This window comes from Salmonella sp. 2018103 (assembly GCF_026247685.1).
Taxonomy (GTDB): domain Bacteria; phylum Pseudomonadota; class Gammaproteobacteria; order Enterobacterales; family Enterobacteriaceae; genus Salmonella; species Salmonella enterica.
The window spans coordinates 3158083-3178173 of the sequence record NZ_CP111029.1 but is presented as its reverse complement, the minus strand read 5'-3'; the positions used below and the strand labels follow the sequence as shown (position 1 = coordinate 3178173).

Below are 20091 nucleotides of genomic sequence, written 5' to 3'. Positions count from 1 at the left end.
TTATTCCTTCACCTGATGCACCACATCGATCACTGAACCGTCGCGATAACGCACGACAGCAATCACGCGGTCGGTGAATTCGATAGGGCGGGGCTGACCGGTAAGCAGTTGCGCGCGTTCGCGCAGCCACTCAATCGATACCACTTTCATTCCCGCGGCTTTCAGGCGTTCAGCCAGCTCCGGACGCGCCGGATTGACGGCGATACCGTGATCGGTGACCAGAATGTCAACGCTGGAGCCTGGTGTGACGCAGGTGGTGACGTTATCAACCAGCGTTGGGATGCGACCGCGCACCAGCGGCGCGACGATGATGGACAGCGCCGCCGCGACGGCGGTATCGCAGTGACCGCCGGACGCGCCGCGTAGAACGCCGTCGGAGCCGGTCAGCACGTTAACATTGAAGTGGGTGTCTACTTCCAGCGCGCTCAGCACCACCACGTCCAGACGGTCGACGGAAGCGCCTTTAGAGCCCCAGTTGGCGTACTGGTTAGCGCTGATTTCGATATGGTTCGGGTTGCGGGCCAAAGATTGCGCAGCGTTACGATCGAAGCTCTGAACGTCAAGCAGTTTGCGGATTAAGCCCTTTTCATGCAGGTCGACCATGGTGGCGGTGATACCGCCCAGCGCGAAATTAGCCACAATGTTGCGGCTACGCATTTTGTCTTCCAGGAAGCGGGTGACCGCCAGCGACGCGCCGCCAGTGCCGGTTTGCAGGGAGAAACCTTCGTTGAAGTAGCCGGAGTGAGCAATGACTTCCGCCGCGCTGCGGGCGATCAGCAGTTCACGCGGATTAGTGGTCATGCGGGTCGCGCCAGCGCCGATTTTGTTTGCATCACCGACTTCTTCGATTTGCACAATCAGATCAACCTGATCCTGAGCGATGCTTGCCGGGTTATGCGGATACGGCAGCAGTTGCTCCGTCAGCATTACGACCTGTTTCGCGCTGTCGGCATCCACCATCGCGTAGCCCAGTGAACCGCAGCAGGCCTTGCCGGTATAACCGTTAGCATTACCGAATTCATCGCAGGAGGGCACGCCAAGAAACGCAACATCAATATTGAGTTCGCCGCTTTGTACCAGATGTACACGACCGCCGTGGGAGTGAATCTGAACCGGCTCAGCCAGCAGGCCGCGAGAAATTTCTTCCGCCAGCGGGCCGCGCAAGCCTGACGTATAGATGCGACTGACCACCCCGTTACGAATGTGTTCAACCAGCGGCGCATGGCAGTCGCTTAGCGAACTGGAGGCCAGGGTCAGGTTTTTGAAGCCCATCTTCGCGATGGTTTCCATCACCAGGTTAATCGTTAGATCGCCGCCGCGAAACGCGTGGTGAAAAGAGAGCGTCATGCCGTCGCGTAAACCGGAACGGCGGATGGCCTCTTCCAGGCTGGCGCACAGTTTGTGGTCGCGCGGTTTTTGCGCTTGTAGATCCAATTTTGCCGCACTTTGGTAAGCGCTCAGTTCGCTTTCAGCGTGGCGGCTCCAGGCTGCTACGCGATCCTGGCGTTGAGATTCATTTTTCTGCGTCATTGTTTTGCCTTATTCTTCGCGAATACCGGAAAGTTCTGCACGGGAGAGCACCAGACGGGCGCGTTCAATCACCGGGCTGTCGACCATCTTGCCGTTAAGGGAAACGACGCCAAGACCTTCGCGGGCGGCGGCTTCTGCGGCTTCAACGACCAGACGCGCATGGGCGACCTCTTTACGCGTCGGCGCATAAAGGTTGTGCAGCAGCTCTATCTGGCGGGGGTTGATCAGTGACTTACCGTCAAAGCCCAACTGTTTAATGTGGGCGGCTTCTTGCAGGAAACCGGCTTCGTTGTTGGCGTCGGAATAGACGGTATCGAAGGCCTGAATGCCGGCGGAACGCGCGGCCTGCAAAATGGCGCAGCGGGCGAACAGCAGTTCGGTGCCTTCCGGAGAGCGTTCGGTGCGCAGGTTACGAACATAGTCTTCCGCGCCCAGCGCAATCCCGATCAACCGTTCAGAGGCGTGGGCGATTTCTACCGCGCGGGTAATACCCAGCGGCGACTCCACGGCGGCTAACAGGCCGGTACTGCCCGGTTCGCGACCGCAGGCGTTTTCAATGCGCAGAATTTCGTTTTCGATATCAATGACGTCCTGTGCGGTGTCGGTTTTCGGTAAACGCACCACGTCCGCGCCACCACGCACGACCGCTTCCAGATCGTTGACGCCCCATTCGGAGTCCAGCGCATTCACGCGGACGATGGTTTCGACGTCACGGTAAAGCGGGTGTTGCAGCGCGTGATATACCAGACGGCGCGCCGCGTCTTTTTCGCGTAATGCAACGGAGTCTTCCAGGTCGAACATCAGCGCGTCGGCCGGATAGATAAACGAATTGCTCACCATCGCCGCGTTGGCGCCCGGTACGAATAACATACTGCGGCGGGTGCGGGTTTTACGTTGTTGCAGAGAGGCGGAAATCATTGGCGGTCCTCCCAGGGCAGAGCGGCAATACCGCTGGCGCGCGCCAGTAGCGTTTCCAGTCGGGCGCGCAAAATGCAGTCCAGAGCGCCTTTATCATCGACGTTCAGTTGTACGCCGCGCACGTCGTAGCGAGAAAGCACCTCCAGGATGGTGGCGCGAATGGCCTCGCCAAACTGTTTTTCAACGCTACTGCTGATTTGCAGGTCAATATCCTGCGTATCAAGCGGCGCAATGCGTATCATCACATCGCCGGACTCAAGCGTGCCTGCGACGGCTAGCTGGTTTATTTTCATTTTTCACCTGTTGCTAATACGGGGGACTTTTGACGGGCTGCCGCGCTGCCCGGATGGCGTTCGACCATGCCCTGCAAATAGCGCAGGGTGGCGTCGGGAACCAGCGGCGCGATAGCCGTGAGATCGTGTTTAACCAGCAGCTTGCGTACCCAGGAGGCGGATATCGGCGTCTCCTGGAAGCAAAGCCGCTCTATTTCCACCAGCGTAATGGGTGGGGCGGGAAGCGTTGGCGTCTCCAGCCAGAAACGCATATCAAGGTTATACTGGGCGGTAACGGTACAAAATGGTTCCGTACCGACAAAGCGGTGTGTGATGCCAAGCGCGGGCGCCAGATACTGGCGGAAAATCTTCAGGTCGATTTCGGTATAACAGTGATTAATAACGCTCTGCTCTTTAATGAAATAGCAGGGGAACGTTGCCCGAGAGATAATGTATTCGGAGCCGCGGTGAACGGTTAAGCGCGGGATATCGGTGGTCCCTTTAAGAACCAGATCGAGTCGGTCTTCATAGGGAAAGCGTGACGTATCTTCTTTGACCAGGAACAGATGCAGCCAGTCGCACTGTGCAGCCGCCTGTTGGATCAGATAGCGATGGCCGTTCGTGAAAGGATTGGCGTTCATCACAATACAGCCAATTTTCTTTCCCTCGTGACGTAATGTCGCCAGCGATTCCGCATACCGTTTCAACCGGGTCGCGCTATTTTCCATTAAGACCATCACGCCGGGGACGCTGGCTATCGTCGAAAAGCTGCACTGTTTAAACAGCGCTTCGTATTCCGTTTTGGTATAAATAAAAAGATGGGTGCAGTGCCGCTCCCAGGCGAGATTAATCAATTCCGTCGCCAGCGTTAACGCTAAGCCTTCGCCGCGTACTGATTCGCTAATGGCCACGCATTTAATGATATTTCCGGCAATACCGCCGCAGGCAATAAGACGGTCATCACGGCTGACGGTAATAAACACCTCTACAGTGGTATCGATGCTTAAATCATTCTCTTTGAGAAAGTGAGCGATCTCCGCCATTTTTTTATTTTCAGAGCGTTTTACCCGAGTGAATACATTATTGCCAAACATAGTAAGAAATATCCTGGTGATATGCTTGTTGCCACTTTTCTGTATATGTTGCGCTGTGTTGCAACTTGATAACTTTTTCTTTTCAGTCAGAGTAGGACTATTTTTATGACGAGTTATTTATTTTTTCTCACTGACGTATACATCGTAAGGAGTATTTTGGTGGTAAATTTTGATTTATTTCACAAAGCGTTAGATGGTTTTTAAGTGTTTTATGGTTTTAAGTTTTTTAATTAATTTAATCGCCATTCCGGCGATGGGTTTTAGTTGTTTAATTGATTTAATGTGGGGAATCTGTAACGATTGGTTTTTATAGGCTTCAAGATGCTCAAAACATTTTTATTACATTTGCGATAAATCTGCAGAGAAATACCCATAAGGAACCTTAATGTCCTATCAGAAAAATAAAAAGCTGTTTCCTTTTTTTCGGCAACTCGCGTTTCCGTTACGTATTTTTCTGCTCATTCTGGTGGTTTCTGTTTTCATCGTGGCAGCGTTAGCACAATATTTGTCTGCCAGTTTCGAAGATTATCTGGCGTCCCATGTTCGTGATATGGCGATGAATCAGGCAAAAATTATTGCTTCTAACGACAGCATTATCGCTGCCGTAAAAAACCGGGACTATAAACGCCTGGCGATAATTGCGAATAAACTGCAGCGCGGGACGGATTTTGACTATGTGGTGATAGGCGATCGCCACTCGATCCGGCTTTACCATCCGAATCCGGAAAAAATCGGCTATCCCATGCAGTTTACGAAACCCGGCGCGCTGGAAAGAGGAGAAAGTTATTTCATTACCGGTAAGGGCTCAATAGGGATGGCGATGCGCGCCAAAACGCCTATCTTTGACAACGAAGGCAACGTGATCGGCGTTGTTTCAATTGGCTATCTGGTCAGTAAAATCGACTCCTGGCGGCTGGACTTCTTATTACCGATGGCGGGGGTTTTTGTCCTGTTGCTGGTGGTATTAATGCTGCTTTCCTGGTTTTTCGCCGCGCATATCCGCCGACAAATGCTGGGCATGGAGCCGAAACAGATTGCGCGCGTGGTACGCCAGCAGGAGGCGTTGTTTAGCTCGGTTTATGAAGGGCTGATCGCCGTTGATCCGGAGGGACATATCACCGCGATTAACCGCAATGCGAGAAAAATGTTGGGGCTGCCGTCGCCGGGGCGTCAGTGGCTGGGCAAGCTGATAGCGGAAGTCGTCAATCCGGCAGACTTTTTTACCTGCCAGATCGCAGAAAGACGCCAGGACGTGATGGCCAACTTCAATGGCCTGAGCGTCATCGCCAATCGTGAAGCTATCCGTTCCGGCGAGGAGTTGCTGGGCGCTATTATTAGTTTTCGCAGCAAAGATGAAATCGCGACGTTGAACGCGCAGCTAACCCAGATTAAACAGTATGTTGAGAGCCTGCGCACGCTACGCCATGAGCACCTGAACTGGATGTCGACTCTGAACGGCCTGCTGCAAATGAAGGAGTATGATCGGGTCAGAGAGATGGTGCAGGGTGAGTCGCAGGCGCAGCAGCAACTTATTGATAGTTTACGCGGCGCCTTCGCCGATCGTCAGGTGGCCGGTTTGCTGTTTGGCAAAGTTCAGCGCGCGCGTGAACTGGGGCTCAAGATGGTGATTGTTCCCGGCAGCCAGCTACATCAACTGCCGGAGGGGCTGGATAGCACGGAGTTCGCCGCCATCGTCGGGAATCTGCTGGATAACGCGTTTGAGGCGAGTTTACGTACACAGGAAGGCGACAATACCATCGAACTTTTCCTGAGCGATGAGGGCGACGAGGTGGTGATAGAGGTCGCCGACCAGGGCTGCGGCGTTCCTGAAGCGCTGCGGGAAAAAATTTTTGAACAGGGCGTAAGTACCCGAACCGACGAACCCGGTGAGCATGGTATCGGGTTATATCTGATTGCAAGTTATGTGGGGCGCTGTGGCGGGGTCATTACGCTGGAAGACAATGATCCTTGTGGCACCTTATTTTCTTTATTCCTTCCGAAAGTGAAAAAAAACGATGACAGAACCATTAACCCTATTGATCGTTGAGGATGAAACGCTGCTGGCGGAGATGCACGCAGAATATATCCGCCATATTCCTGGCTTTAAGCAGATATGGCTGGCGGGCAATCTGGCGCAGGCGAGAATGATGATTGACCGGTTCAAACCTGGATTAATTCTGTTGGATAATTATCTGCCGGATGGGAAGGGGATTACGCTGCTGCATGAATTAATGCAGTCGCGCTATCCCGGCGGCGTCGTGTTTACGACCGCCGCCAGTGACATGGAGACGGTAGCGGAAGCGGTACGTAGCGGCGCGTTTGATTATCTGGTCAAACCTATTGCTTATGAACGTTTGGGACAGACGCTGACCCGCTATCAACAGCGCAGACGTATGCTGGCGAGCGCGGATAGCGCAAGCCAGAAGCAGATAGATGAAATGTTCAACGCCTATGCGCGCGGCGAACCGAAAGGGGATTTGCCGACCGGTATTGATGCCTTAACCCTTAATGCGGTGATGAAGCTGTTTGCCGATCCAACCGTACGCCATACGGCTGAAACGGTTGCGCAGGCCTTAACGATAAGCCGCACCACATCCCGACGTTACCTGGAATATTGCGCGAGTCAGCACCTGATTGTCGCAGAGATTATTCATGGCAAAGTGGGCAGGCCGCAGCGTATTTACCACGGCGGCTAAGCCTGGTTTAAGATGCCGGGGCGATGTTTTCCCTCGCCCCGGCTTACCGGCTATCAGCCGCCAGTAACGGCGGAAGAGGCGCCTGGCACCATAATTTCCGTGGCGATAATGACGATCAACAGACCGACGATGACCGGAACGGACGTGCGCTTCACCACTTCAAACGGTGATATTTTAGCCATCCCGGCGACAGCGACCACCACGCCGGAGACCGGCGAAATCGTGCGCCCCAGGTTTGAGGCTTGCAGCATTGGGATGGATAAATAGGCTGGGTTGATGCCGGAGGAGTGCGCCAGTTTAGGGATCATCTCAACAAAGGCGTAAAAAGGCGCATTGCCTGAACCGGTGGTCATCGCGGCCAGCATGGTTAAAATCACTAATACCAGCATCAGAATAATGCTGGCGGAGCCAAAAGAAGTGGCAATCGAGATCAGACTTTGGATAAAGCCAATGGTGCTCAGCCCCTGGGCGAAAACGCCCGCCGCGACCAGCAGCATCACGACGCCGGCAAACGCATCCGCCATGCCGCGATAAGCCACTTCCAGGCCGGAAAACACATTTTGCGTGTTGAAGCCGCGCACGAATTCCAGCACGGCGGCCAGCAGCATACAGATCACCAGAATGGTAATAATGTGCAACTGCGGCCCCCATTTACCGTCAAAAATCAGTACGCCGATAATGGGCGTGAACGGCAAAAGGGCATAAAACGCCGGGGCCGTGGTGGTAATCTCCGCAACGTCCAGCATCTCATGTGAAATGTTCTCTTTTTTATCCAGATAGCGTTGCCAGAAAAAGTGCGCAATCGCCATACCGATAATTGCGGCGATGGAAATCGGCAGCGTGGTTTTGAACGCGAAATCGATTAACGGCATCTCCGCCGCTTTTGCGGCTAAAACCACATCGCCAGACGTTGGCGAGAGGATGATGGCGGCCGGAGAGGCGCAAATAGCCGCCGCCGCGCCGCGGCTAATGCCGACGTTGACCATCACCGGGAAGAGAGTAGCCATGAGCAGTACGCCAAGCCCCGTCGCGGAAGAGACGGCCAGCGACATCAGGCAGGCGACAAAATAGGCGGCAATCATCAACAGGTAGGGCGAGTTTATGTACTGTAAAGGTTTCGACGCCAGCTTCACGACCATATCATTCGCGCCGATATGCGTCATATAAGCGGCAAAGCCGCACAGCATCATGATCATCATGCCAAGATCGCCGCCGCGACTCATAAGCAAAATTTTGATGTATTCAACAATATCTGTTGCGGTATAGCCGGTACTGGTTTCGCTGGCAGGTAATACCTTATGCCCCATCAGTGCGCTGATAATAAGCAGAACCAGACCGCCGACAAATAAAACGCCAGTGGCGGAATATCCCTTAATGATGTAGCGCGCTACACCCACAATAACGACGACTCCGATAAGGAGCTCTATAACTGTTAGCATTGTTTCCCCTGTCTTATCGACACCCAGAGTAAAAATAAGAACCACAAAAGTGGTATAAAAATGTACCGAATAAAGGATGGCGCCTTACTGATTAAAATCACGGCGCGGTTATTTTTTCATGTCATCGCTAAAGATGAAATATGCTTATACGAATTTTCTGTAGCGCTATAAGTATTAATTTATTGTTATTTCATTGTTTTGTTTGTTGTGCTTTGTTTTGTGTTTTTTGTGAAAACTTAGTAAGGAGAGCGCGACGGTTCTGAGTGCTAAATCAAACGCCGTTAACCCGATACTTTCTCAGATTATTCTCTGTTTATAGTCTGTTAAGATTTTATTCAGGTTAATGTTGTTATTATCACGGTCGAATTTTTGAACGGTATGGCTGTTGTGATGATTATCAGAAAGTATTTTCTTATTATTGCTCTCCTTGTTATGCCATGGCTGGCTATTCCTTCAGTCTCTGCGGCGGATAAAGGGTGGTTTAACACGTTTACCGATAACGTCGCAGAAACGTGGCGACAGCCTGAGCATTATGATTTGTATGTCCCCGCCATTACCTGGCATGCGCGCTTTGCCTACGATAAAGAGAAAACGGATCGCTATAACGAGCGGCCGTGGGGCGTTGGTTTTGGTCAGTCGCGCTGGGACGACAAAGGCAACTGGCATGGCCTCTATATGATGGCCTTTAAAGATTCATTTAACAAATGGGAACCCATAGGCGGTTATGGCTGGGAAAAAACCTGGCGACCGCTGGAAGACGATAATTTTCGTCTGGGACTGGGCTTTACCGCAGGCGTTACCGCGCGCGACAACTGGAATTATATTCCCATCCCTGTACTGTTGCCTTTAGCGTCGATAGGCTATGGTCCCGCTACCTTTCAGATGACCTACATTCCGGGTTCGTATAACAACGGAAACGTCTATTTCGCCTGGATGCGTTTCCAGTTTTGACGGGGAAGGGCATTCTTCAGTTGTGAATAAAAAAGACTTAAAAAACAATAAGTAGACAGGGTTAGCTAAAAATTAACGCGATATTTATCACTTTTTCGCAAAGTTCGACTGGACAAAATGCATCACAATTGTTGTACTGGTATCCGACACAGCATTTGTGTCTATTTTTCATGTAAAGGTAATTTTGATGTCTAAGATTAAAGGTAACGTTAAGTGGTTTAATGAATCCAAAGGATTCGGTTTCATTACTCCGGAAGATGGCAGCAAAGACGTGTTCGTACACTTCTCTGCAATCCAGACCAATGGTTTTAAAACTCTGGCTGAAGGTCAGCGCGTAGAGTTCGAAATCACTAACGGTGCCAAAGGCCCTTCCGCTGCAAACGTAACTGCTCTGTAAGCATACGTCCGACAGCAAGATTTCAAAACCCGCCCTTTCGGCGGGTTTTTTTTTGCGCTTAACGCGCCGCTGCGGCGGAAAATAGCCAGAATGCCAGCGCTGTCATGGCAAACGAACCCAACAGGTTAATCAGCACATTCAGCAGCGCCCAGCCAAAGCGCCCCTCTTGCAGCAAGAATACCACTTCAGCAGAAAAAGTAGAAAAGGTCGTCAGGCCGCCGCAAAAGCCGGTCGTAATGAGCACTTTCCACATCGGATCGATATGTGTCATGCGGTTAAACCAGGCGAACCCCATGCCGATAATAAACGCGCCAAGCAAATTTGCTGTTAGCGTACCGATGGGAATCGCCTGATGAAGCGGATTAAAACGCATACTTAGCATCCACCGGGCTACGCTCCCCGTTCCACCGCCGATAAAAACTGCTAAAAGAAGCTGTAACACTGCCGAATCCTTTATTTAATTGCTATACAGGAGGAGTGTAACGCCGAACACGCATAATTGGCGAGTCCTGACAGAGGTGTGGGAGGGGATATGTTCGTTGCAGCCGGGCAGTTTGTGGTGAGTTCTGTATGGGAAAAGAATGCGCAAGTTTGCGTTTCGTTAATGGCTCAGGCGGCGGGCCGCGGCGTATCGCTTCTGGTGCTGCCTGAGGGGATATTAGCGCGAGATGACATCGACCTTGACCTGCCGATTCGCGCCGCGCAGCCGCTGGATGGCGCGTTTATGACGCGGCTTCAGGAAGAAAGCGCTCATAATAATATGACGACGATATTCACTATCCTTGTCCCGTCAACGCCTGGACGGGCGGTTAATATGCTGGTGGCGCTACGGGCAGGTCACATTGTCGCGCGTTACGCGAAGCTGCATCTCTATGATGCGTTTTCGATGCAAGAATCCCAAAGTATTGATGCCGGAACCGCTATCGCGCCTGTGCTGGACGTGGAGGGGGTTAAGGTGGGGCTTATGACCTGTTATGACCTGCGCTTTCCTGACATGGCGCTAGCGCTGGCTTTACAGGGGGCTGACGTATTGGCGCTGCCGACGGGCTGGGTTCGCGGCCCGTTGAAAGAGCAGCAGTGGTCGACGCTGCTGGCGGCGAGAGCGCTGGATACCACCTGCTATATGATTGCGGCCGGGGAGTGTGGTAATCGTAATATTGGTCAAAGTCGTATTATCGATCCGTTGGGGGTAGCGATAGCCGCAGCAGCCGATCGTCCGGCGCTGATCGTCGCGGAAATATTCAGAGAACGAATAGACCAGGTGCGGGAGCAACTTCCTCTTTTGCAGCAACGACGATTTGCGCCACCGCAATTATTATGATGTTTTTTTACGCAAAGCTTGATTCACCTTGTTACAGATTGCTATTGTGTGCGCGCGTCGAAAGACCGTTAATATTCTCAGGTTAATCCGGCGCGTTACGCAGCCTGTTTTTAGTGAAGAAGGTATCTATGGGTGAGATTAGTATTACCAAACTGCTGGTGGTTGCCGCACTGGTTGTTCTGCTGTTTGGTACCAAGAAGTTACGTACGCTGGGCGGAGACCTGGGCACGGCGATTAAAGGATTCAAGAAAGCAATGAACGATGAAGACGCGGGCGTTAAGAAAGACGTCGACGGTAGCGTTCAGGCTGAAAAACTCTCGCACAAAGAGTAATAGCGCGATGCGCTTGCTCCGCAGAGTAAAAAAACCGGCAAGTTGCCGGTTTTTTTTGCCTGAAATGTAAGCGTCTATTACACGATCATTTCACTTCCATGCCTTTGGCCTGGAGATCAGCATGGTACGAAGAACGTACAAAGGGGCCACAGGCGGCATGGGTAAAGCCCATCGCCAGGGCTTCCGCTTTCATCTCGTCAAACTCTTCCGGGCTGACATAACGCTGTACCGGCAGGTGATGGCGGCTTGGCTGTAGATACTGACCAAGCGTCAGCATGGTGACGCCATGACGGCGTAAGTCGCGCATAACCTCAATGATTTCCGCATTGGTTTCGCCTAAGCCCACCATCAGGCCCGATTTTGTCGGAATTTCCGGGTGCGCTTCTTTGAAGCGTTCCAGTAATTTCAGCGACCAGTTGTAATCGGCGCCCGGACGAACCTGGCGGTAAATACGCGGCACGTTTTCCAGGTTGTGGTTAAACACATCCGGCGGCGTCGCGTTAAGAATATCCAGCGCGCGATCCATACGTCCACGGAAGTCTGGCACCAGGGTCTCTATTTTTATCTCCGGGCTTTTGGCACGGATAGCGGTGATGCAGTCAGCAAAATGCTGGGCGCCGCCGTCACGCAGATCGTCACGGTCGACAGAGGTGATGACCACATAGCGTAGCGCCATGTCGGCGATCGTTTGCGCCAGTTTCTGCGGCTCTTCCGCATCCGGCGCAACGGGGCGGCCATGGGCGACATCACAGAACGGACAGCGGCGAGTGCAAATGGCGCCAAGGATCATAAACGTAGCGGTGCCGTGGTTGAAACATTCAGCCAGGTTTGGGCAAGACGCTTCCTCGCAGACAGAATGCAGGCCATTTTTGCGCATTGCGGCTTTGATGCCCTGGATACGGGTAGAATCCGCCGGAAGTTTTATTTTCATCCATTCCGGTTTACGTAGTAGAGCGTCGCGCTCTGTGACCACATTTTTAACCGGGATAAGAGCCATCTTATCGGCATCGCGGTATTTTACACCGCGTTCCATCACAATGGGTTTACTCATAGCGTGCGTGTTCCAGTTGCGAATAACGAAGGAAAGCGTTTCAATTCAAGGGAAAGTTGTATTTATCAACTATTTTTGAATTTGTGACACGCAGTATATCATTGATAAGGGCCATAAAGCAGCCTGACAGCCCGGCAAAATGTAAAATAGTTGTTGTTTTGTGCTGTTTGCCCATATCTTCCGTGACCTGAATGCAACATTTTTGTCAGAACGCCTCACGAATGATATCAATGACGTTTTCCAGCACCGGATCGCGCAGACTCAGTTTATTGTAATGCAGCGAGAACTCGACCTGTTCACTATTCACCGGCGCGTAGGGAAGGCGTTCAAGCGGCCAGCAGCGGCTAAATAAGTCGTAGAAGCGGGTGGGCATCAGTCCCAGCAGATCGCTGCTGGCGATCAGCGAGGCAATGGTAAAAATATTGTAGCTGCTAAAACTGATTTGCTGATCGGGAAATGTCTCCTGCAGTCGCTGGCGCAGTAGGGAAAGATGTTGTCCCTCCAGCATCAGAAAGGTGTGATCCGCGCTGTTCAGTCTCTCTTCAGTAATGGCGTTCGCCAGACATGGGTGATGCTGGCGGCAGACAATCTCAAGCGTATCGCTAAACAGGACGTGATGCTGGATGCTCCGGTTGTTATAGCTATGGGTATTGATAATGAGATCGGTCTGAAACTGACTAAGCTGGCTTTCGGCATCGTCTACCGGAATGTTGCGCAGCAAAAGCTGAGGATAACGCGGCCTGATGGCCTGGTAAATAATCGGCATCACTAGCGCGCCGACCGAAGGCGTCGTGCCAATTGTAATGGTACGCTGCTTATCGTAGCTGCCCGTAAGATCCAGGGCGCCAAGAATAGATTCCAGCCCCTGGCTGATGTATTCGTGCAGATGCGTAGCATACGTCGTGGGCGTTACGCCCTGGCCTTTGCGAATAAACAGCGGATCGGGAAATATAGTCCGTAATTTTTGAATGGACTGGCTGATGGCTGACGGCGTCAGGTTAAGAATTTTCGCGGCATTGACGATCCCTTTATGGACATATACGGCCTCGAAAATCGTCAACAGATTGAGGTCAATATTTCTCAGTGTTCTGAAAATTTGCGGTTTGTCTTGTAGATGTTGATCGGCCGGTTGTCTTTCTGCCTGATTATTATCACTCACGCTCTGGCTCCGAATTCATTCGTATTATGAATAATAGATGAAATAGTATATTTTGCATTTATGAGTTGGTTTTAAAATTACTCTTATGAATGTATTTTAAGTCATTTCAATAAGATAAGTAACAGCAAGGCCGGGATTTTGTTCACGGAAAATTCCTCATCATGAGGACTGAAGAGGCCATGCCGCCTGGCGGCTACAGCAGGGATATAACGAAAATATAGAAAGCGGGGGGAGAAGTAAAGCATTCAAATCATATATGATTAATGACCCATAAATTTCTTGGGCCATTATATTTTACGCATTAAGCAGCAATATATTCATACGGTGGATTATTTAGCAGAGCTAAAATATTCGCCAGCAAGCGGGGCGCAATATTATCTGTGGTAGCGTCTTTCTTCCACTGCGTTATTTTAGCCATTTCCATGCCGGCATAACCACACGGGTTGATACGTAGGAAAGGAGAAAGATCCATGTTAACGTTTAGCGCTAAACCGTGGAATGAGCAGCCGCGACGGATACGTAAACCCAGCGAGCAGATTTTCTTTTCACCCACATAGACGCCCGGCGCATCGGCGCGCGGATGCGCCTCAATACCAATTTCAGCCAGCGTATTCACCACGGTCTGTTCAAGTAGGGTGACTAAATCACGCACGCCCAGTTTACGTCGTTTCAGGTTAAGTAAAACGTACATTACCTGTTGGCCCGGACCATGATAGGTCACCTGTCCTCCACGATCGCTCTGCACAACGGGAATATCGCCAGGCATCAATATATGTTCCGCTTTACCGGCCTGGCCCTGGGTAAACACCGGGTAATGCTCAACCAACCAGATTTCATCATGGCTGTTTTCATCGCGCATATCGGTAAAGTTATGCATGGCCTGAGAGATAGCTTCATAGGGCTGAAGGCCGAGCTGGCGGACAAGGATTTTATCCTGATACAAAACGGCATCTCCGTAGAGAATGAAAAAAGAGAGGAAAGTATATCACAGCGGGGGAGGCGGGGAGTTACCCGGATAAGACCGGGTAACCGTCTGGATGTATTACAATACCATTCGCACGATATCAATATTGCCCAGTTCTTCGTACAGCGTTTCAACCTGTTCAATATGGGTGGCATTAATGGTGATAGAGACCGAGTGGTAGTTGCCTTTGCTGCTCGGTTTTACCGTCGGAGAGTAATCACCAGGCGCATGGCGCTGTACCACTTCAACCACCTGATCAACCAGCTCAGGTAACGCCTGCCCCATTACTTTGTAAGTAAATGGCGTAGGGAATTCAAGCAGTTCGTTAAGTTTGGTTTTCATGTCAGCTCCGGCATTACGTAAAAAAATAACAACTCCCGCCACAAGGCGGGAGTTTTACTGATGCATAGTATATGGGGACGAAAATCACACTTTCAAGCGTTCAATTTTTATCCAAACCAGTGATGGAACATTAATTTAATGTAATCAATGATTTTACCGAAGAAGTTCCCTTCCGGGATCTCTTGCAGTACGACCAGCGGACGCTGCTCGATGGTTTTACCGTCCAGCTGGAAGTTGATGGTGCCGACCACCTGGTTTTTCTGCAGCGGCGCGTGCAGTTCTGCGGTATTCAGTACATAGCTCGCTTTCAAATCTTTCATGCGACCGCGAGGGATCGTCAGGTAAACGTCTTTATCGACGCCCAGCGAGGCGCGATCGGTATTACCAAACCAGGCGGGTTCAGAGGCGAACTCTTTACCAGCCTTCAGCGGATTAACGGTTTCAAAGAAACGGAAGCCCCACGTCAGCAGTTTTTTGCTTTCTGTTTCACGGCCTTTATAGGTCCGTCCGCCCATCACGGCGGAAATCAATCGCATCTGGCCTTCGGTTGCGGAAGCGACCAGATTATAGCCCGCTTTGCTGGTATGGCCGGTTTTGATGCCGTCCACATTCAGGCTGTTATCCCACAGCAGACCGTTACGGTTTAACTGGCGAATGCCGTTAAAGGTGAACTCTTTTTCTTTATAAACGGCATATTCGTTAGGCACATCGCGAATTAACGCCTGACCAATCAGCGCCATATCGCGAGCTGAACTGTATTGTCCGTCGGCGTCCAGGCCGTGTACGGTCTGGAAGTGGGTATTTTTCAGCCCTAACGCGTTCACATAGCTATTCATCAGCCCGACGAAAGCATCCTGGCTACCGGCGGCGAAATCAGCCATTGCCACACAGGCGTCATTGCCGGATTGCAGATTGATGCCGCGTATCAACTGAGAGACCGGTACCTGCATTCCCGGCTTGAGGAACATCAGCGAGGAGCCTTTAAATACCGGATTGCCGGTGGCCCAGGCGTCATTACCGACGGTAACCAGGTCGGTTTCTTTAAATTTACCCGCTTTCATTGCCTGTCCGATGACGTAACTGGTCATCATCTTCGTCAGACTCGCCGGGTCGCGACGTTCGTCGGCGTTTTGTTCCGCCAGAACTTTACCGGAGTTGTAGTCGATCAGGATGTAGGATTCCGCATCGATCTGCGGAACACCCGGGATCATAGTTTTGATATTCAGGTCATCGGCATGTGCGGTTGAGATAAACGCGGCACAAAGCGCCGTGGTGAGCGCCATGCGCTGCATAAAACGAGCGGAAAAAGTGGTCTTCATGGTCTGAACTACGACGTCCGTGATGAAATTAAAAAAAGAGCCCTACTATAGCAAAAGCATAACTGGCAGGCATCTGACTTTCCGCGTGACTTTGTTAATGTCATTTACAGAAATTGACAGTACAGATACCTGCGATCGGTTACTGCGCGCTGGCGATAAAGGACTGTAATTGTGCTTCTGTTTGCAAACGTTGCTGTAACGCGCTGGCTTCGGCTTTACTGGCAAAAGGCCCCAGTTGAATACGCCAGACCGCGCCGTTTTGTATTACGCGTCCTGGTACGCTGAACTGCTGGCTTAAACGCTGTTGGTACTGCTGCGCACGCGTTTGATCGCTGACGGCGCCGACCTGGACGACGAAACGGCCGCTCGCCGCGGCGACAGGCGCGCTCACCGGGGCAGATACCGGGGCCGTGGCGGCAGGCGCGCTAACCGGCGTCGCAGTCGCTGGAGCCGTCACCGGCGCGGAAACCGGCGCTGGCTGTGGCGCCGGCGTCGGTTCATTACCCTCCAGCACGCCAGGCGCCAGCGTGGTCGGCGCGCCGAGGAAGCCGCTGCTGCTCACCGGCGCGCCGGTGGTATCGTCACTTTTCAACGTGGCATTGCTGACCGGAAGCACGTCGCCTTGCGGTTGCGCAGGCGCTGAAGAGGCGCTTCCCATTCCGCCGCTTAAATCAGGGCGCGGGGGCAGAGCGTAGGTCTGTTTCGCCACCGTCGTACAGGCCATCCCCGGGCCGGAGAGCGAACCATCCGGCGCCACGATAATGGGGTCAATCCGTACTTTAGTATTATTCGAGGTATTCAGACGATCCGCCGCTGCGCGGGACAGGGAGATGACCCGATCGGTGCCATAGGGGCCGCGATCGTTAATACGCACGACGATCATGCGACCGTTGGCCAGGTTGGTGATTCGCGCATAGCTGGGGATAGGCAGTGTCGGATGGGCGGCGGTAAGCTGCATCGGATCGAACATCTCCCCGGAGGCGGTTAAATTACTGCCGGGTTCCGCATCATAAATAGCGGCCAGGCCAGCCTGGCTAAAGCGGGACGGGTCCTGAACGATTTTATAACTTTTACCGTCACGCTGATAATCCTGGTTTGCGGTCGGATTCAGAGGTTCATAACGCGGTTCCGCTCCGCTGATTTCCACAGTCGGACCATTACATACCGCAGGTTGCGGCGCGACGGTGGTTTGCTGCTGACCGCCGTCATTAGTACATGCCGCGAGTAGTACTATCCCTGCCGCGACGCAGATTACAGGCAACTGCTTACGCATTGCGCACCCCTTATACGCTTTTCGACAACATTTTTCTGTGGGTGTGGATCGACATCACAATCCCGAACCCGGCCATCAGCACAATCAGTGCGGAGCCCCCGTAGCTGACCAGGGGTAAAGGTACTCCAACCACAGGCAGAATACCGCTCACCATACCAATATTTACGAAGACATAAACGAATAATATTAACATTAATCCGCCAGCCATCACGCGACCAAATGTAGTTTGCGCTCTGGCGGCAATCCACAGACCGCGCATTATCAGCAAAATATAGAGCGCGAGCAGAATCAGGATGCCCACCAGACCGAGCTCTTCCGCCAGTACCGCGAAGATAAAGTCGGTATGGCGTTCGGGTAAAAACTCCAGCTGCGACTGGGTGCCGTGGAGCCAGCCTTTACCGCGCAGGCCGCCTGAGCCAATGGCGATTTTAGACTGAATAATATGATAGCCCGCGCCCAGCGGATCGGTCTCCGGATCAAGGAGCATCATGACGCGCTGGCGTTGGTAATCGTGCATCAGGAAAAACCACAAAATAGGAATAAATGCAGCGATCAATACAATGGCGACCCCAATTAAGCGCCAGCTCAGACCAGACAAAAATAGGACAAAGAGACCGGAAAGGGCGACCAGAATAGACGTCCCCAGGTCCGGCTGGGCGGCGACCAGCAGGGTAGGCATAAAGATTAATACCAGGGCGATGGCGGTATTTTTCAGCGAGGGCGGGCAGACGTCACGGTTAATAAAGCGGGCGACCATCAGCGGCACGGCGATTTTGGCTATTTCCGAAGGCTGAAAGCGAACGATTCCCAGATCGAGCCAGCGCTGCGCGCCTTTGGATATTGCGCCGAAGGCATCAACGGCGACCAGCAAAATGATACAAATGATATAGAGATAGGGCGCCCAGCCTTCATACACGCGCGGCGGGATCTGCGCCATCACCACCATGACCACCAGCCCCATCGCAATCTGACCGATTTTACGCTCCATCATGCCGATGTCCTGGCCGCTGGCGCTCCAGATGACCAACGCGCTATAAACCAGTAACGCCAGCAGAATGAGTAGCATCGTGGGATCGATATGAATTTTATCCCAGAAGGTTTTTTTGTTCGGATTATCCGTCATGATTATTGGTCCTCCGCCGCTGCAACCACCGGGTTTTCCGCAGGCAAATGGGTGTTGTTGTCGCCCAGCATGATGTGATCAAGGATTTGGCGCATGATCGTGCCTACTGCCGGGCCTGCGCCGCCGTTTTCAAGGATGATCGCGACGGCGACCTGGGGATTGTTATACGGCGCAAAGGCGGTCATCAATTTATGGTCGCGCAGGCGCTCGGCGATTTTATGCGCATTGTACGTTTCGTTGGCCTTCAGGCCAAAGACCTGCGCGGTGCCCGACTTCGCCGCGATTTTATAGGGCGCGCTGGCAAAATATTTATGCGCCGTGCCGTTAGGGCGGTTGGCGACGCCATACATGCCATCTTTCGCAATTTCCCAGTAGCCGGAGTGAATATCGCCCACCGGCGGCTCATGCGGCTGTACCCACGGCACCTGTTTACCGTTTTCCGCGGTGCTCATTAACAGGTGCGGGACTTTAACTACACCGTCGTTAATAAGGATCATCAGCGCCTTACTCATCTGAATCGGCGTTGCCGTCCAGTAACCCTGGCCGATGCCCACCGGAATCGTATCGCCCTGATACCACGGTTTTTTAAAGCGTTTCTGTTTCCACTCGCGGGTCGGCATATTACCTGAGCGCTCTTCTGCGAGATCAATTCCGGTATAGTGCCCATAGCCAAACTTACCCATCCATTCTGACAGGCGGTCGATTCCCATGTCATAGGCCACCTGATAGAAGAAGGTATCCGCCGACTCTTCAAGGGATTTGGTGATATTCAGATGCCCGTGGCCCCATTTTTTCCAGTCGCGGTAGCGTTTCTCAGACCCCGGCAACTGCCACCAGCCAGGGTCGAAAAGACTGGTGTTACGGGTGATGACGCCAGCGCTTAACGCCGATACGGCGACGTAAGGCTTAACGGTAGAAGCGGGTGGGTAGACACCCTGAGTCGCGCGGTTCACTAATGGCGTGTTCGGGTCGTTAAGCAGCCCGGAGTAATCTTTGCTGGAGATGCCATCCACGAAAAGGTTAGGGTCGTAACTTGGCATGGAGACCAGCGATAGCACGCCGCCGGTACGCGGATCGGTGACAATCACCGCCGCGCGACTGCCTGCCAGCAGCGTTTCAATATACTGCTGGAGCTTGAGATCCAGCGTCAAGTAGATATCGTGTCCGGCCTGCGGCGGCACCTCTTTGAGCTGGCGAATGACGCGGCCGCGGTTGTTGACTTCAACCTCTTCATAACCGGTTTGCCCATGCAGAATATCTTCATAGTAGCGCTCAATGCCCAGCTTGCCGATGTCATGGGTGGCGGCGTAGTTTGCCAGTTTGTTTTCTCTGTCGAGACGCTCGACGTCTTTATCATTGATTTTCGATACGTAGCCGATAACGTGGGTCAGCGCCGATCCGTATGGATAATAGCGGCGTTTATAGCCTTTGACTTCAACGCCCGGAAAACGGTACTGGTTGACGGCAAAGCGCGCGACCTGAACTTCCGTCAGGTTTGTTTTCACCGGAATAGAAGTAAAGCGATGGGATCGGGCGCGCTCTTTTTTAAAGGCGGCGATATCGTCGTCGTTTAAATCGACCACACTGCGTAGCGCATCCAGCGTTTGCTGAACGTTATCCACCTTTTCCGGCATCATTTCAATCTGATAGATAGTGCGGTTCAGCGCAAGGGGAATGCCGTTACGGTCGTAGATTATCCCGCGGCTTGGCGCAATTGGCACCAGCTTGATACGGTTTTCGTTCGAGCGGGTCTGGTAATCGGTAAAACGAAGGATTTGCAGATTATACAAATTGGCGATCAGTACGCCGGTCAGCAGCAAAATACCCAAAAAGGCGACCAGCGCCCGACGCACAAACAGTGCGGACTCAGCCGTATAGTCACGAAAAGAATTTTGTCGTTTCATCCGCTG

Annotated in this window: 20 protein-coding genes; 6 read left to right on the top strand and 14 right to left on the bottom strand. The window is 52.3% G+C overall.

The genetic code is table 11. The features are described from left to right. Genes citF through citC form a run of 4 tightly spaced genes read right to left on the bottom strand, consistent with a single transcriptional unit; the run spans position 1 to position 3814 of the window. Complete coding sequence (citF, locus tag OLG56_RS15510) at positions 1–1530, bottom strand: citrate lyase subunit alpha (protein ID WP_000192323.1); 1530 nt, start codon at positions 1528–1530, stop codon at positions 1–3. Between the two features lie 9 nt (positions 1531–1539). After that, entirely contained in the window at positions 1540–2448 is a 909-nt protein-coding gene (gene citE, locus OLG56_RS15505) for a citrate (pro-3S)-lyase subunit beta (RefSeq protein ID WP_000622342.1), read from the bottom strand. Then, on the bottom strand, positions 2445–2741 hold the full coding sequence (citD, locus tag OLG56_RS15500) for a citrate lyase acyl carrier protein (protein WP_000700685.1): 297 nt from the start codon (positions 2739–2741) through the stop codon (positions 2445–2447). Before citD ends, citE begins: the two co-directional genes overlap by 4 nt. Beyond that, entirely contained in the window at positions 2738–3814 is a 1077-nt protein-coding gene (gene citC / locus OLG56_RS15495; RefSeq protein WP_061377200.1) for a [citrate (pro-3S)-lyase] ligase, read from the bottom strand. Before citC ends, citD begins: the two co-directional genes overlap by 4 nt. Positions 3815–4199: 385 nt before the next feature. On the opposite strand from citC, the gene dpiB reads away from it, so the two are divergent. Next, positions 4200–5861, top strand: coding sequence for a sensor histidine kinase DpiB (gene dpiB / locus OLG56_RS15490; RefSeq protein ID WP_023224058.1), 1662 nt, complete (start codon positions 4200–4202; stop codon positions 5859–5861). Then, on the top strand, positions 5830–6510 hold the full coding sequence (gene dpiA, locus OLG56_RS15485) for a two-component response regulator DpiA (RefSeq protein WP_000138778.1): 681 nt from the start codon (positions 5830–5832) through the stop codon (positions 6508–6510). The genes dpiB and dpiA overlap by 32 nt, the downstream gene beginning before the upstream one ends. Positions 6511–6563: 53 nt before the next feature. On the opposite strand, the gene dcuC is transcribed toward dpiA, so the two are convergent. Beyond that, positions 6564–7949, bottom strand: a complete 1386-nt coding sequence (dcuC, locus tag OLG56_RS15480; RefSeq protein ID WP_000958619.1) for an anaerobic C4-dicarboxylate transporter DcuC — start codon at positions 7947–7949, stop codon at positions 6564–6566. 378 nt (positions 7950–8327) lie between these two features. On the opposite strand from dcuC, the gene pagP reads away from it, so the two are divergent. Both pagP and cspE read left to right on the top strand, forming a co-directional pair. After that, the gene (pagP, locus tag OLG56_RS15475) at positions 8328–8900 is read left to right on the top strand and encodes a lipid IV(A) palmitoyltransferase PagP (protein ID WP_001623090.1); all 573 of its coding nucleotides are present in this window, start codon (positions 8328–8330) and stop codon (positions 8898–8900) included. A gap of 187 nt (positions 8901–9087) precedes the next feature. After that, on the top strand, positions 9088–9297 hold the full coding sequence (cspE, locus tag OLG56_RS15470; RefSeq protein ID WP_000034826.1) for a transcription antiterminator/RNA stability regulator CspE: 210 nt from the start codon (positions 9088–9090) through the stop codon (positions 9295–9297). 58 nt (positions 9298–9355) lie between these two features. On the opposite strand, the gene crcB is transcribed toward cspE, so the two are convergent. Beyond that, positions 9356–9739 carry a fluoride efflux transporter CrcB gene (gene crcB, locus OLG56_RS15465; RefSeq protein WP_000939753.1) on the bottom strand — a complete coding sequence of 128 codons (384 nt, stop codon included), beginning with the start codon at positions 9737–9739 and terminating at the stop codon, positions 9356–9358. Between the two features lie 90 nt (positions 9740–9829). Between crcB and OLG56_RS15460 the strand changes: the two genes are divergently transcribed. Both OLG56_RS15460 and tatE read left to right on the top strand, forming a co-directional pair. Beyond that, positions 9830–10618 (top strand): deaminated glutathione amidase, encoded by a 789-nt coding sequence (locus OLG56_RS15460; protein ID WP_079822221.1) that lies wholly within the window; start codon positions 9830–9832, stop codon positions 10616–10618. Between the two features lie 128 nt (positions 10619–10746). After that, positions 10747–10950, top strand: a complete 204-nt coding sequence (gene tatE, locus OLG56_RS15455) for a twin-arginine translocase subunit TatE (RefSeq protein WP_000503938.1) — start codon at positions 10747–10749, stop codon at positions 10948–10950. Positions 10951–11035: 85 nt separating this feature from the next. On the opposite strand, the gene lipA is transcribed toward tatE, so the two are convergent. The 8 genes from lipA to mrdA all read right to left on the bottom strand — a co-directional run bounded on the left by lipA (position 11036) and on the right by mrdA (position 20085). Beyond that, positions 11036–12001, bottom strand: coding sequence for a lipoyl synthase (gene lipA, locus OLG56_RS15450; RefSeq protein ID WP_000042640.1), 966 nt, complete (start codon positions 11999–12001; stop codon positions 11036–11038). Positions 12002–12206: 205 nt separating this feature from the next. Then, positions 12207–13160, bottom strand: coding sequence for a YbeF family transcriptional regulator (locus OLG56_RS15445; RefSeq protein WP_001282817.1), 954 nt, complete (start codon positions 13158–13160; stop codon positions 12207–12209). A gap of 301 nt (positions 13161–13461) precedes the next feature. Beyond that, positions 13462–14103: a lipoyl(octanoyl) transferase LipB gene (lipB, locus tag OLG56_RS15440; RefSeq protein ID WP_000284012.1), complete on the bottom strand. Its 642-nt coding sequence runs from the start codon at positions 14101–14103 to the stop codon at positions 13462–13464. 99 nt (positions 14104–14202) lie between these two features. Beyond that, complete coding sequence (gene ybeD, locus OLG56_RS15435) at positions 14203–14466, bottom strand: DUF493 family protein YbeD (protein ID WP_000850547.1); 264 nt, start codon at positions 14464–14466, stop codon at positions 14203–14205. A gap of 107 nt (positions 14467–14573) precedes the next feature. After that, positions 14574–15785 (bottom strand): D-alanyl-D-alanine carboxypeptidase DacA, encoded by a 1212-nt coding sequence (gene dacA / locus OLG56_RS15430; protein WP_000858711.1) that lies wholly within the window; start codon positions 15783–15785, stop codon positions 14574–14576. A gap of 139 nt (positions 15786–15924) precedes the next feature. Continuing rightward, on the bottom strand, positions 15925–17058 hold the full coding sequence (rlpA, locus tag OLG56_RS15425) for an endolytic peptidoglycan transglycosylase RlpA (protein WP_001529015.1): 1134 nt from the start codon (positions 17056–17058) through the stop codon (positions 15925–15927). 10 nt (positions 17059–17068) lie between these two features. Beyond that, positions 17069–18181, bottom strand: coding sequence for a peptidoglycan glycosyltransferase MrdB (gene mrdB / locus OLG56_RS15420; RefSeq protein WP_000131713.1), 1113 nt, complete (start codon positions 18179–18181; stop codon positions 17069–17071). 2 nt (positions 18182–18183) lie between these two features. Next, complete coding sequence (gene mrdA / locus OLG56_RS15415) at positions 18184–20085, bottom strand: peptidoglycan DD-transpeptidase MrdA (protein ID WP_000828700.1); 1902 nt, start codon at positions 20083–20085, stop codon at positions 18184–18186. Positions 20086–20091 lie beyond the last annotated feature (6 nt).

Bases quoted from the DNA above. Each gene is read 5' to 3' on its own strand.
- citF (WP_000192323.1), bottom strand. From the start codon at position 1,530: ATGACGCAGAAAAATGAATCTCAACGCCAGGATCGCGTAGCAGCCTGG.
- citE (WP_000622342.1), bottom strand. From the start codon at position 2,448: ATGATTTCCGCCTCTCTGCAACAACGTAAAACCCGCACCCGCCGCAGT.
- citD (WP_000700685.1), bottom strand. From the start codon at position 2,741: ATGAAAATAAACCAGCTAGCCGTCGCAGGCACGCTTGAGTCCGGCGAT.
- citC (WP_061377200.1), bottom strand. From the start codon at position 3,814: ATGTTTGGCAATAATGTATTCACTCGGGTAAAACGCTCTGAAAATAAA.
- dpiB (WP_023224058.1), top strand. From the start codon at position 4,200: ATGTCCTATCAGAAAAATAAAAAGCTGTTTCCTTTTTTTCGGCAACTC.
- dpiA (WP_000138778.1), top strand. From the start codon at position 5,830: ATGACAGAACCATTAACCCTATTGATCGTTGAGGATGAAACGCTGCTG.
- dcuC (WP_000958619.1), bottom strand. From the start codon at position 7,949: ATGCTAACAGTTATAGAGCTCCTTATCGGAGTCGTCGTTATTGTGGGT.
- pagP (WP_001623090.1), top strand. From the start codon at position 8,328: ATGGCTGTTGTGATGATTATCAGAAAGTATTTTCTTATTATTGCTCTC.
- cspE (WP_000034826.1), top strand. From the start codon at position 9,088: ATGTCTAAGATTAAAGGTAACGTTAAGTGGTTTAATGAATCCAAAGGA.
- OLG56_RS15460 (WP_079822221.1), top strand. From the start codon at position 9,830: ATGTTCGTTGCAGCCGGGCAGTTTGTGGTGAGTTCTGTATGGGAAAAG.
- tatE (WP_000503938.1), top strand. From the start codon at position 10,747: ATGGGTGAGATTAGTATTACCAAACTGCTGGTGGTTGCCGCACTGGTT.
- lipA (WP_000042640.1), bottom strand. From the start codon at position 12,001: ATGAGTAAACCCATTGTGATGGAACGCGGTGTAAAATACCGCGATGCC.
- ybeD (WP_000850547.1), bottom strand. From the start codon at position 14,466: ATGAAAACCAAACTTAACGAACTGCTTGAATTCCCTACGCCATTTACT.
- dacA (WP_000858711.1), bottom strand. From the start codon at position 15,785: ATGAAGACCACTTTTTCCGCTCGTTTTATGCAGCGCATGGCGCTCACC.
- rlpA (WP_001529015.1), bottom strand. From the start codon at position 17,058: ATGCGTAAGCAGTTGCCTGTAATCTGCGTCGCGGCAGGGATAGTACTA.
- mrdB (WP_000131713.1), bottom strand. From the start codon at position 18,181: ATGACGGATAATCCGAACAAAAAAACCTTCTGGGATAAAATTCATATC.
- mrdA (WP_000828700.1), bottom strand. From the start codon at position 20,085: ATGAAACGACAAAATTCTTTTCGTGACTATACGGCTGAGTCCGCACTG.